This window comes from Oculatella sp. LEGE 06141 (assembly GCF_015207605.1).
Classification (GTDB): Bacteria; Cyanobacteriota; Cyanobacteriia; order Elainellales; family Elainellaceae; genus Oculatella.
In genome coordinates this window covers 47,638-61,396 of sequence record NZ_JADEWO010000021.1, presented here as the reverse complement: position 1 = coordinate 61,396, position 13,759 = coordinate 47,638, and the positions used below count along the sequence as shown (strand labels likewise).

Sequence of the window (13,759 nt, the reverse complement as noted above, 5' to 3'; positions counted from 1 at the left end):
TCATACAGCCTTGTTATGACAAGTCGATTAGGTTGATTGAGGCTGCCTCTTTGAGGCAATCTACCGGGTTTTCCTGGTGTTTTTCTAGCAACCGTCGCCACCTCAGGAAATCTTATGACAACAACGCCCTTACCGAAAGCGCCTCACCCATCTACCCTGGTTCAACATCCCCTTGATCCACTGACCGCCGCAGAGATAACGTCGGCGGTTGCCATTGTTAGTGACGATGCACAGTGGGGCACGCTCCACGATCGCCACATTACCAACCGCTATCGTTTTGCCACCATTGTGTTGCACGAACCCGCAAAGTCGGTTGTGCAACACTTTAAGCCAGGGGATGCGATGCAGCGGCAAGCGTTCATTGTAGTGTTGGATAACACTACTGGGCACACCTATGAGGCGATCGTCTCCCTGACCGATGCAGCGATCGTCTCCTGGAAACATGTTCCGGGAGTGCAACCCAATATCATGTTGGATGAGTTTTTGGAATGTGAGGCGACGGTTAAGGCGCACCCCGACTTTCAGGCGGCTCTGCAAAAGCGAGGCATCACCAATTTTGATGGGGTAATGGTCGATCCCTGGTCTGCCGGAAATTTTGGCATTGAAGCGGAAGCGGGGCTGCGGCTTACCCGTACCTTTGCCTGGGTGCGATCGGAACCAAACGACAATGGCTATGCTCGTCCCATTGAGGGAGTCACTGCCGTGGTTGACCTGAACAAGATGGAAGTGATCCAGGTGGAAGACAAGGGAGTGGTGCCTTTACCACCCAGGCCAGGGAACTATGCCAGCGACTATATTCCTCAATTTCGGACTGACCTGAAGCCCCTGGAAATTGTGCAGCCGGAGGGAACCAGCTTTGAGGTAGATGGCTACAAAGTTTACTGGCAAAAGTGGCATTTCCGCGTTGGCTTTACGCCTCGTGAAGGGCTGGTGCTTTACGAAATTGGCTATGAAGATGACGGGCAGATTCGCCCTATTCTCTACCGGGCAGCATTGGCAGAAATGGTGGTGCCCTACAATGATCCGAGTTTGGATGGTTCCAACCACTACCGCAAAAACGCTTTTGATGTAGGCGAATATGGGGTAGGAATGCTAGCCAATTCGTTAACGTTAGGCTGCGATTGCCTGGGCGAAATTTACTATTTCGATGCCATCCTCAACGACAGCCGGGGGGGCATTATGAAGATCGACCACGCTGTGTGTATGCACGAAGAGGATTACGGTATTCTCTGGAAGCACATGGACTGGCGAACCAACCACACCGAAGTGAGGCGATCGCGCCGTTTAGTGGTGTCGTTTATCGCCACCGTCGGCAACTACGAGTATGGCTTTTTCTGGTACTTCTATCAGGACGGCAGCATTCAATACGAAGTGAAATTGACGGGAATTGTGAACACATCTGCGGTTGCCCCCGGAGTAACGCCGCAATACGGCACTTTGATCGCGCCGCAGCTTAACGCCCATTTGCATCAACATTTCTTTAATGTGCGGCTCGACTTTGATATCGACGGTAACCACAACTCCGTCTATGAAGTGAATACGGAGCCAGTACCCCTGGGGCCAGAAAACCCGCATGGCAACGCCTGTTACACCCGCTCCACATTGCTAGCAACCGAGCAAGAGGCTCAACGTCCCATCGATCCGTTTAAGGGACGCTACTGGAAGATCGTCAATCCCTCTAAACTCAACAGCTTGGGGCAGGCGGTGGGCTACAAGCTGGCACCCGGTGAAAACATTCTACCCTTCGCCCATCCAGACTCTAGCCTGATCAAGCGTGCCGGATTTACGACAAAGCACCTGTGGGTAACTCCCTATGAGCCGAGTGAAAAGTATCCGGCAGGCGACTATCCTAACCAGCATCCGGGTGGAGAAGGATTGCCCCAGTGGACACAGGCCAACCGCCCGGTCGAAAACACTGATGTCGTTGTCTGGTATACCTTTGGGCATCACCACGTCCCTCGTCCCGAAGATTGGCCTGTGATGCCTACTGCCTATATCGGGTTTATGCTGAAGCCCGTCAGCTTCTTTGAACAAAATCCAGCGATGGATGTGCCGCCCTCTGCTCCTAAGTTGGGAGATTGTTGCCATTCCTGAGGGCAATCGCCCTGCTCAACGGCTCTACTTCATCAAGATCAAATTGGACTTACAGGAAAATTTACCGGAAGTTCATCAAACCCGCTGTAAGTAGAGATAGTTGTACCTGAAACAAGCCACTATGACACCGTATCTGCTTGGGGCAATCTTCACCTGTGGAATTTTACTTCGTGAATTCTTGAGAGATTCGTCCACTCCAAAGACAGATGTTCTTTCCTGGCTTATTCTCTTAATCATCGCGTCTTCGTGGATTGCGACTTTACCAATCATCATCTACAGAAAGCTGCTGCTCAAATACGCGCAACCCATCACTCTTAACTAGACAACCTAACTAAGTAACCGTGATGAAGCAATAGCGGTAAGGTGCTGAGCCACTAAAGGTTTGTAGTTCAGGTAGGGCGGGTTATTGCCTGCTCTGCGACGTTGCTACTATTCTTGTTCCATTGCGAGCATTGATCAAGGCGATCGCCTCCAAAAGCTCTGTTCACTTTTGCCATAAGCCCCGACTCCCTCTCTTCAGGGAAATGAGTCGGGGCTTGGTTGACTATCAATTTGTTTATAAAGTTGAACCAATTAACGTCGAACCAATTAACCAGCTTTCTACTCACCCGTTACCACGGCTCTTACTCGACGATCGCTTCAGCTCTGTTTCGTGCCAGTGGGCAACCCGGAGAGTATGACCGTCATCCCCATAAGAACCAATCACCTGAAACTTTGGCGGTAATTCATTAGCACTCCAGCCTGTGAGGATGGTAATAGCAGGCACTCCACAGAGCGTCCAGATTTCACAAAAAATGGCATCACCCGTATAGTCAAATCCCCGTGGCGCTTCTCCCGTTGCTGGAATTGTCACAATGGACATCATAGGCTGAGACGGTCGTTATCAACGGCTGATTCCTGGTCAATTAAAGCATGGATAGCTGCACTCGTTTGTCCTGGATGGTTCGCTTTGATAGGCTGATGAAATCGGCATAGGCAATCAGCTCCCAGTATTGAGTTTCATTGCATCTCCTCACTACTGGCTAATGCCAGACGGTTTTCCCAGGCCGGTAAACCGACGAAACTTGAACCAGTTAAAGAAGTGGCATGTAAAAAGAGATACTATTCTCATTCAACAGGGCATGGTTGGTTATATTCTGCTGGAGGCGTCACCGGTGGTAACCCAACCCAACCGCCCGATCAAATTAGAGATTTCTGTTAATGCTTCAAACCCTGCTTTTCTAGAAGGCTTGCAACTCTGGCTAAACCTGGAATTGTTGACTCCTTCGCAGGTTCGACAACTGTGTCAACGGCATTTAACCTGTGCATTGCCTGAGGCGATCGTTCCAGAAGCAACGCCGCTGCTACAGGGATATTCCAACCGCTCAGCCGCACTATTCATTGATTCTCCTGAATCTCTTGTGCCTGAATCTCTTGGGATAGATGCGACACCAGTGCCCAAAAGAGCCGTTCAACCGAGTTGGATTAGCCAACGTCTCCAGTCATTGATGGCAGAAATTAGCGTCGTCTGGCTGCTGGCGCTGGGTGTATTTATGGTGGTAGTGTCCTCTGGGGTTCTGGCCGCCAGTCAATGGCAAAACTTCCCTCCAGTTGGGCAGTATGGCATTCTGTTCGGCTACACACTGGCGTTTGCAGGTGCGAGCCGTTGGGCAACTCAGCAATCTAACTTGCAGATGACGGCTCGCATGTTGCAGGTAACAACCTTGCTCATCATTCCAGTGAACCTGTGGATGATGGATGCGTTTCAACTCTGGAATCGAGACTGGGGATGGATTGTGATGGCGATCTCCACCTGCATTCTCTCTGGCATCACCGTGGTGCTGCTCAAACCCGCGATCGCCCATTCTCAACATGCTCGCTTGCTGCTGCTTAACAGTATTGGGCTAAGTTGGCTGCACTGGGGATGGAACGGGTCAGGGGTGCCACTCATGGCCACCTATGTTGGGACAATTGGTACGGCAGCGCTGATGGTTTATCAGTATTCTGGTCATCGTCGCCTTATTAACCCAACGGTTGACAAACCAGAAGCCGATTCGCCACCAACCGACCTCTCTCTGGTTATTATTACCATTGCTTTTGCCTTGCTCTTGCTGATGGGTCGGGCACTGTGGAGCGCTGATGTCACGCTGCAACAGTTAGGTTTGGCGATCGGCATTTGCGGTTGGCTCTCGATCTGGCTATCCCACACGGTGACGGCTCCAGCGCTCTGGCAAAAGGGCGGCGTTACATTATTGCTGTTGGGGTGGCTGGGTGCGGTCCCAACCGTTTGTCCCTGGCAGGCGTTGGTGATCAGCGGCCTGGCATTGTGGCTGCTGCGCGATCGCCTGTATCAACACTGGCAGCAGCGGGACTTGAATCTGCTGTTTTTCATTGGTCTGCAAAGCGGCTGGCTGCTGTGGCGAATCGCAACGGCTCTGGTGCCTCATGTCATGGCCTTGCTGCAATTCAAGGTAGTGCAAATTGCTGGAACCACATTCATGCCGTGGGCAGCAATGGGTGTGGTTTTTCTGGGATATGTTGTTTTGGTGCTGTGGTTTGCTTCTCAGTTACGGCAACAGCAGCAACCTGCTTTGGCTAACCATGCCGAGGAATTGTCCCTGGCGCTTGGGGTGGGGTTGGCGTTATTGAGTGTGCCCAATCCCACGATGCGCGTCCTCAACCTGGCGCTGTCTACTGTCATTCTGGCCGTGATGACCCAGAGACGAGACGAGCAGTCTCTCATCTACCTGACCCACGCAACGGGGTTAGCTGCCGTCATTGCTGCCATTGCCCGGTTCTTCCCGGCACTCGATTTGTCTCTGTGGGCAGGGGTATTTTTAATAGGCGCGATCGCCGAATGGAGCGTCAGTGTAGGAGAAACCTGGCGACGCTGGCGGCGCAGTGCATGGCATCTGGGGTTGGTGCTGGCGGCCATCCATTATGCGCTGTTGTGGGGCATGGTTCCCCTCCAGTTAGGGACAGCGATCGTCATGAGTTTACCGATCGCGATCGCTCTAACCTGGCTCGGCAGTCGGCGGCAGTTTCCGGAGGCTCACCTGGCAACCGAGTTGAGCGTAGTAGCGTTACTGGCAAGCCAACCCTGGCTCTGGCTGTTCGATCAACCCATTGCCCTTCCCCGGCTAGTCAGTTTGGGCATTGGCACGGGCTTGATGATAGTGAATACCCATCAACGTCCACGGTTGGCAATGGCTGTTCCAACCGTCGGATTTGGCCTTGCTTTTACTGGAACCGCTATCTGGCACCTGTATGGCGGCAATCTTTCTCTGGATCTGGCGATCAACTTGCTAGCCGCAACGGTAGCCACATTGTGGGTGGTGCGGTCTGCTTTGCGGCGCTATCTCCTTTCGGTTCTTTATGCCATGGCTATGGACGGGTGGGCGATCGCCCTCTGCGGCCTCTGCTTGAGCATACTCACCCTGCACTCTCTGGCGGTTTATAGTCAGGTTCTTTCAGCCTCTGTAGCCGTGGTGATCGCTATCGTTATTGTGGCCGGGGCGATCGCCTATCGAGGTTGGCGCGTGCCGACGGGTTGGGGCGCTTACAGCTTGAGCTTGAGCTTAGAACTGTTCCTGGTCGAAATTCTAGGGTTTACAAACGGCTCTGTGCAGTATCTGGCGATCGCCACGGTGGCGCTAGGATTACTGGTTCAACTCCTGGGTGACTGGTGGCAACGCCAAGCGAACCTGACCCATTTACCCAACAGTTGGCATGTTGTGCCGTTGCTTTATGGCGCTCTGGCCTTTGCCCTGCGCTGGAATACGTTCCAGGACTGGACGGGCTGGAGTACGCTGGGCATTGCGTTGATTGCGATCGGCATTGGTCGTAGACGCGCTGAGTTTAAGCCACTGGTCTATTTGGCACTGGTTGGCATTACCGTTTCTGCTTACGAGGTGTTGCTACACGCACTCTCGCAGCAACCAGCCGCGATGATGGGCGATCGCTGGATTGCCATGATTGTGCTTGGAACGGCGATTCTATGCGCTTATCAAATTCTGGGAGCTTGGCTCGGCTCCTATCTCAAGCTGACCAAACCAGAGATCGCGGTTTTCACTCATTTACATTGGGGATTGAGCAGCATCTTGTTGGGAATGGCTGTTTTCAATGGGGTGCAATCCGGTGGGTTAGTCGGTTTGGGAGCCGGAGCCGTTTTAACCAGCTATGCTGTCCAGCAAGGACGCAATGCTACCCCACCTCGCTTAGGTGAACTCTGGGTCTATGCTGGAATCGTTGAAGGCACTGCGGTTACGGCCTATGCCGTTCATACTGCCCTGGGAGATACTGTATTCCAGTTGCTCATTCCCTGGGGCGGAGCGATCGCCGCCGTGGTTTCCTATTTCTTCTATACTTTGCCCTGGCCGCAGTGGGGCTGGTCTTTGCACCCCTGGCGACGAGCGGCGATCGTGCTGCCGCTGGCGATCGCGCTAGGCACAGCTTCAACGGTATCCAGTCTTAGTTTGCTGCTAATCGCTGGACTCTACATCTTCTTTGCCATCTTTAACCAACAGATGCGGCTTACCTATCTCAGCGTGGTGCTGGTGGATTGGGTCATGCTGCGAGTGTTGCATACCTACAGCTTGGGGCAACCGCTTTGGATCAGTGCCATCGTGAGTGGATCGTTGCTCTATGTCGCTCAGGTTGATCCCGGATTGCGTGCTGCCACGGCCAAAGATAAACGTCATTTTCTCCGCAGTGTTGCAACGGTCTTGGTCTGTTTCACGGCACTCTACCAGGTTGGAACCGACTTCGGATTGGGTCTGGTGGCGATCGGACTCAGTCTTGGCTTTGTTCTGGCTGGTCTGGTGCTGCGAGTGCGGGCGTTTCTCTATATCGGCACAGTAACCTTTATCGTTCAAGTATTGCGCCAGTTCTGGCTCTTTGTTGCCGATCAGTCCTTGCTGCTTTGGGCAATGGGCATTGCGCTAGGTCTTCTCCTGATCTGGATCGCTGGCACCTTTGAGGCTCGTCGTAGCCAGATGGTAGCCTTGATGCAATATTGGCTCAATGAGCTGCACAGTTGGGAGTAGCAAGCGTGGCTTTCTCTCTCATGGAGTGAGGAAGCCAGATGGCAAATTTGAGCCAATTCGCAAACTGGCAAAGTGCTATGACGCAACGCTTCCAGCGCTATGGCATAACTACAAAGTGAGTTGAAGCAGGGTATGCCGCTGCAAAGATCCTGTTCACTTCAATTCAGCGATCGATTGACACAAGGAGTAGTTTGCGTGAAACGATGGGGTTTGCCGTTAGTCATTGGCCTGGTTAGTATGTCGCCCTTCATGAATGTGGCCAGTGCAACTCAATTGAGCAATGGAGAGGAACTCTCTGCTGCCGTCTCCCTCATTGCTCAAACCACAGATGAACCGACTGATAGGGTTGAGCAGACCTGGACACTCATTCGAGCAGCGCGGCAGTATGTTGCCAGCGGCCAGCGCCAGCAGGCGACTGAACAGCTACTACACGCCAACCAGGTAGCCATGCAGGTTGCAGACAAGACAAACCAGGATCAACTCCTGTTGAGAATTGTGATGGAACATGTCCAGATCGGCAATGATGATCTGGCGATCGCCATCACCCGCACCATGCGCTACGATACTTTGCCATCCAATGCCTGCTGCCTTCCCGTACGAGTGGAGGCCGAGACGGCGATCGCCCAAGCCTATATCAATGCTGGACAGTACGAACAGGCACAGCGGTTTGTGCGTCAGCAGGTAGAGACACCAGCCGCTCGCGATCAAGTTGCCGTTGCAGTGGTGGCAAACCTGGCAGAGCGGGAACGGTTTGAGGACGCGATCGCCTGGACTGACCAGGTGGCTGATGGTTATCAGCAAAACATCGCACAACTGGCGATCGTCAAGGGATATGCCAATGTCAGTCGCTTTGATGATGCCTGGACGTTGACCCAAACCATCAATGACCCTGCTGTGCGATCGGATGCTCAGCTTACCCTGGTGCAAGTTGCTTTACGCAGCGGTCAATATGATGTGGCGCGTCGCGTCGCGGCTGAAGCGGAACCTGCCGAAGCCAGCATCCAGCTTTGGAACCAACTGGCTCAAGCCTATGCCAGTGTGGGGCAACAGGCAGAAGCCGTTGCCGTCCTTAACCAGGCTTACCAGCAGGCGGCCTCCCAACCGGAACCCCCATCATCTGCGCTCTGGATCGACAACTTTGCTCAAATTGGAGCGTTCGATCGCGCCCTGGAAATAGCCAGTCGTGCAGAGGCAGGATTTGAAACAGCCGATGCCAGAATCCGCATTGCTCGCGCCTACTTAACGTTCGGGCAATATACCCAGGCTTATGCAATGGCACAATTGGTGCAGGATGGTGAGTTGCAGGTTGTCGCAGACTACCCCGATCCCAAATCGGAGGTACTCGATCAAGTGATTGGGCAAGCGGCAAAAGCCGGACAACATGATTTTGCTATGCAAGTGGCTCAATCCTACGGCACTCCCGAAAAACGAGTTAAAGCTTTGCAGATCATTGCACGGCAACATATTGTCCGCAATCAGACGGATGAAGCGGCTGAGGTATTATCACAAGCTCTGGAGATAGCTAACCGGATTGAACAAATCCCCGTCTCTCCAGAGCGAGGTACTTACTACACTATATCCAACGCCGATCTATTAGTGGAGATTGCCCTTGATTACAGTAGAATGGCTCAACGCGATCGCGCCAGCACCATTCTGGCTCAGGCTATCCAATCGACTCAGGCGCTAAACGAAGTCAGTCTCAATTCAACAACGCATCAGGTCAACACATTAAAACGGATTGCCAATCTTGCGATCCAACTAGAACGACCCACACAAGCCAGGGAAGCCGCAGATGCAGCGCTGCGGCTAATGACTCAACTGCCAGCGTCGGAGTTTACGGCAGCTTATACCATTCCCTCAAAAATGCAGCTTTTGGCTACCGTGGCCAGCATCTACGGCACGGCAGGTGAGGTCGATCGCGCTAATGCGGTGATTGCAGATGCGGTGGCCGTGCGGGATACGCTAACCGACGAGCAGCAGAAAGTATGGGGCATGGTGGCGATCGCAGAAGCCTATGCCGCCACGGGGCAAGAGCAACCGCTAGCCGCCACCACGGCGCAAACGATACAGATGATTAACGCTTTGGGAATCAACGGCTCCCGCTCCTGGCTCACCAGTCGGCTGGCTGTAGCAGTAGTTTCCAGTGATACCACTTCAGCCATACAAGTTGCCTACACACTCACCGATCCAGGCGAGCGGGCAATGGTTTTAGCGGATATTGTCTCTAAATATATGGTCAACGGCCAATATCCCCAGGCGTGGGCTGTGATGAATTGGGTGCAAGACTCGGTAAAGGCACTTCCAGATGCAGCGCAGCGAGATACCCTGTTGAACGAGCTAATTCGCACGCTCTCTGTTCCCGTGAATGGTGGTTCAATCTCCCAATATCTCCTGGTCGGCCAACTTGTGAATGATGTACCATCCCCCCCACTCAAAGCCTACAACTGGGCATCTGTGGGTCAGCGCTATGCTGAACTGGGGGAACCGACTCGCGCCAACGAGTGTCTCAGATTTGCATTGGATTCTATACAGGCGATCGCTCACCCGGTGCAACAGCGTGACGCGATCGCACAGATATTCGATGATCTGCTGCAAGCGGGACACTACGACCTCGCTATGCAGGTGGCTAACTGGTTTGAGGATACGGCTTACCGCACTACCGCATTGCGGCAGGTGGCTCAACGCTATGTCCTTGCTGGGCAACGAGCCAGGGCAACGGAAATTCTGACCCAGCTTCAGTAAATTTCAGAGCAGGGAGGGGAGGGGAGGTTGCCTGTATCGGGAACTCATCTCAGGGCAACCCATCTCAGGGCAACCCAGCATGAGATCGGCTAACCCTGCTGTATTGCTCCCAGCGTCAGTAAGGTTGCTTTCTGTGCGTCGGTTAACCCCGTTACCTGAGTGATGTCCATTGATTCATACGGGCGATCGACGCGCAGAATCTTACTGCATGTTTGCGTTTGCAAATCCCACAGGCGAATGGTTTCGTCTTCACTGCCCGTTGCCAAATATTGGCCATCTGGAGTAAAAGCAACAGAGTTAACCACCTTTGTGTGTGCCTCAAAGGTCTGGAGACAGTGTCCCGTTTCGGCATCCCAGAGCTTTGCGGTGCAATCGCTGCTGCTGCTGGCGATCCATTTTCCATTAGGGCTAAATGCGATCGCCAATATGCGACCCTCATGCCCCGTCAGCGTAGTAATACAGTCGTGGTGATGAGCATCCCACAGCGTCACGGTTTGATCGTCGCTGCCGCTGGCGATCGTATCACCACCAGGACTGAACGCCACACAAAAGACAGGTCGTGTGCCCGATTGCAACAGACCCACGCAGTTTCCAGCCGCATCCCATAGGCGAATTGTGTGGTCATCACTGGCACTCGCCAGGTGAATCGGCTGACCGTCGGGGGCAAAAGCCGCCGCCACAATCGAACTGGTGTGACCATGCAATGTTTTGAGGCACTGCCCGGTACTGATATCCCATAGTTTGATCGATAGATCGTCGCTACAGCTTGCGATCAGTTCACCGTTGGGGCTAAACGCGATCGCTCTCACCTGGCGCGTATGACCTCGTAAGGTGCGGCGGCACTGCCCCGTCTTCACGTCCCAAAGTTTCACGGTTTGGTCATCGCTACCGCTCGCAATTCGATCGCCGTCCGGGTGAAAGGCGATCGACAACACCCGTCCGGCATGACCCCTAAGAATCCTGTCGCAGTGCCCTGTCTCTAGATTCCACAACCGCACGGTGCGATCTTCGTTGGCGCTTGCCAGTTGACCACTAACGCTAATGGCTACACACCAAATCCAGTTGTTATAGCCTTGCAGCGACTTGAGACACTGTCCTGTACTCACCTCCCAGAGCCGCACCGTCTGGTCATCACTGCCCGTTGCTAACTGCTGCCCATTGGGGCTAAACGCCACCGACCAAACCCGATTGGTGTGTCCGTGCAGCACAAGTAAGCATTCATCCGTCTCTATATTCCACAGCCGCACGGTTTGGTCATCACTGCCCGTTGCGAGTTGGTACGGAACCGCTTTGCTATGGGGTTGAGTATCAGGGCTGAATGCCACCGACCAAACGCGACTGGTGTACGGAAGCGTTTTGCTGTTCATGGTGCGGATGTGCCAGAGTTTGACGGCATCATTGCCGCTGACAGCCAACCATTCTCCATCAGAACTAAAGGCGATCGACCAGACACGACTGACATGGTCGAGCTGCCGCAGGCATTTTCCGGTCTTAATGTCCCACAGTCTTACCGTCTGATCCGCGCTGCCGCTGGCAATGTGTTCTCCATTTGGGTGCAATGCCACAACACAAACCCCACCGCTGTGTCCGGTTAACGTCTGGAGGCATTGCCCGGTGTGGATGTCCCACAGCTTCACCGTTTGGTCTTCACTGCCGCTAACTAAAGATTGACCATCGGAAGTGAACTTTGCTGACCACACCCAGTTTGTATGCCCTTGCAGTTCCGTTACACAACGACCTGTGCTGGTATCCCACAGCCGCACCGTGTGGTCTTCATGGCTGCTAGCCAGCAGCCCATTATCTGGACTAAAGGCGACCGACCATACCCAGTGCGAATTTTCGCGACAGGCAAGCAGTTGTCGGCCATCTTCCACTTGCCAAATGCGAATCTCGCCGTCTGCATCGCTGGTGGCCAGTCGGTTGCCGTCTGAGCTAAACGTAACCGACAAGATGCTGCCCAACGTCTGTGTGAACACCGATTTAGCCAAATTAGCATGGGCAAAATTGACGCGATGCAAATTAATATCTTGCAGGTAGGCTTGCCAAATGCTGAGATTGGAGAAATCGTAATCTGATAAATCAATCTGCAAATGCCGCAGCAGGTTAATAATATTGCCACAGCCGTATCCGGCTTGAGCCGCGAACTGTTCGCGCAGCAAGGTTAGAATTTGCTGGAGCTGTTGCTCAATGGCCTGTTTAGAGGTGTAGGCCGCCCCCAGGCGATCGCTCACTGGCTGCAAAATCAGCCGAATCTGACTTTCGCGAACGTACTCTTTTGCTTCGGCTTTAATTAAGGCGTGGCTGTTGAATTGAACTAACGCTTCAGTCGTGATCTCTGTAAATATTTGGTCAACAAACTGCTGCGTTAAGAACTCCATGACAACCGGCTGCTGCGTGTAGGAAGCCGCCTGTTTTTCGATGAGCGATCGCCGCTCTAATGATGCGATCGCCTCTAGCAAGTTCGCTTTGGACACGGGCGGCACAATGTTGCCGTTTAGAGCAGTGAGCGTTACTGGTTCTCGTTCGATCGCCAGCCAGCACATCACCGTTCTCTCAAGCGCCGAAAGCCGATCGTATTGCTGTTTGAGCAGCACCAAAATGTCATCAAAGACAGTGGTGCCCTGAGCCAGAAACTCGGCCACATCGCCATCAAACAATTCGCGAATGGTGGTGGCGACGATTTTGAGCGCCAGGGGATTGCCAGCATAGCGATCGACTAATTCTTGCCAGTGCGCCTCGGTACCAAAGATATCTCCTTTGGTTTCTAAAACTTGCTGCCCAACATTACTATCCACACCGCTCAACTTGAGCGCTCGAACGGGCAGGCTTTCACCTTCCATCGAGACCAATACTTTTGGCTTTTCTCGACTGGTGATGATTAAACAGCTTTGCAGCCGAGCTTCACCAATCCGCTTGAGCAGTTCATCGTAGTCTTCGTATCCGTCTCTGAAGGTGCCAGAGGATGCCTGCAACGCTCCTGCCCCGCTCTGCAAGATGGTTTCCATGTTGTCTAAAACGATGAGACAGCGCGCAGTTCGTAAATACTCGATGAGTTGTGCAATTTGGCTGCCGATCGCAGTCGGTAGCGCCTCCGATTGCCCCCCTGCAAAGAACTTTAGTAAGTCACTGAGCAACTCCTGAAGCTGCGGTGCGTTGCGGAGCGATCGCCAGACGACATACTCAAACTCGGCCTGAATCTGTTCGGCTAGCTTCACCGAAAGCGACGTTTTGCCGATGCCCCCCATCCCTAGCAGCATCACCACGCGGCAGCGTTCATCCACAATCCATCGCTGCAACAGGGATAACTCGTCGCGCCGTCCAAAAAATGTTGTTACATCGATCGCTTCTCCCCAATCTTGACGGGCGGTTGGGGTAGGGGCAGGCAGAGGGGCAACCGCAGGAGGAGGGGCGAGGGCGATCGCAGCGGTTCTCTGGTAGCGTTCGAGAACCGACTGAAGATTGCTTTTAGTGACCTTTTCACCCAGTGCTTTTGACAGCAACTGCCACAGTTTGGAGCCTACGTCCTTGATATAGTTCGGATCGTAGCTGGAACTATCCGCAATCTCACTGTAGGTATTGCCTTCCCAGCATTGACGAAACACAAGCGTTTGCACATCGCTCAAGCTAGTGGGCTTGAGGGCAGTATCCAATACTACAAGTGCTTCGTCGAGAGTCATCTTCACGTTATTTGCCGTTGGTGCAAGCGACAACACTATCATGATTTAAACCTAGCGAAGCAGACCGATACTGTGCCAAAAATGGCCGCAAGCCGTTGACACCAAAGCCGACGTGCGGAATGGAGGGATAAACGGATGAATGGTAGTGCCTGCCGTCAGGAGATTGCCTTGCCCTGAGCCAGTGAATGGTGTTGAACCGTATCATTTTGTTAAATCAATCGA

5 protein-coding genes are annotated in these 13,759 nt (G+C 53.2%); 3 read left to right on the top strand and 2 right to left on the bottom strand.

The annotated features are described in order from the left end of the window. Positions 1 to 114: 114 nt before the first annotated feature. Positions 115 to 2,094 carry a primary-amine oxidase gene (locus IQ268_RS15645; protein WP_193880733.1) on the top strand — a complete coding sequence of 660 codons (1,980 nt, stop codon included), beginning with the start codon at positions 115 to 117 and terminating at the stop codon, positions 2,092 to 2,094. Positions 2,095 to 2,698: 604 nt separating this feature from the next. On the opposite strand, the gene IQ268_RS15640 is transcribed toward IQ268_RS15645, so the two are convergent. Then, a complete protein-coding gene (locus tag IQ268_RS15640; protein ID WP_193880730.1) occupies positions 2,699 to 2,947 on the bottom strand; it encodes a hypothetical protein in 249 nt (82 codons plus the stop codon). 301 nt (positions 2,948 to 3,248) lie between these two features. Here IQ268_RS15640 and IQ268_RS15635 point away from each other — a divergent pair, with 301 nt between their 5' ends. Next, positions 3,249 to 7,118, top strand: coding sequence for a DUF2157 domain-containing protein (locus tag IQ268_RS15635; RefSeq protein ID WP_193880726.1), 3,870 nt, complete (start codon positions 3,249 to 3,251; stop codon positions 7,116 to 7,118). Between the two features lie 195 nt (positions 7,119 to 7,313). Beyond that, on the top strand, positions 7,314 to 9,860 hold the full coding sequence (locus IQ268_RS15630; RefSeq protein WP_193880723.1) for a lipopolysaccharide assembly protein LapB: 2,547 nt from the start codon (positions 7,314 to 7,316) through the stop codon (positions 9,858 to 9,860). An 89-nt stretch (positions 9,861 to 9,949) separates the two neighbouring features. Here the strand turns inward: IQ268_RS15630 and IQ268_RS15625 are convergent, their stop codons facing one another. After that, positions 9,950 to 13,537: an NB-ARC domain-containing protein gene (locus IQ268_RS15625; protein WP_193880794.1), complete on the bottom strand. Its 3,588-nt coding sequence runs from the start codon at positions 13,535 to 13,537 to the stop codon at positions 9,950 to 9,952. Positions 13,538 to 13,759 lie beyond the last annotated feature (222 nt).

Coding starts and splice junctions, on each gene's coding strand:
- IQ268_RS15625 (WP_193880794.1), bottom strand. CDS start 13,537: ATGACTCTCGACGAAGCACTTGTAGTATTGGATACTGCCCTCAAGCCC.
- IQ268_RS15645 (WP_193880733.1), top strand. CDS start 115: ATGACAACAACGCCCTTACCGAAAGCGCCTCACCCATCTACCCTGGTT.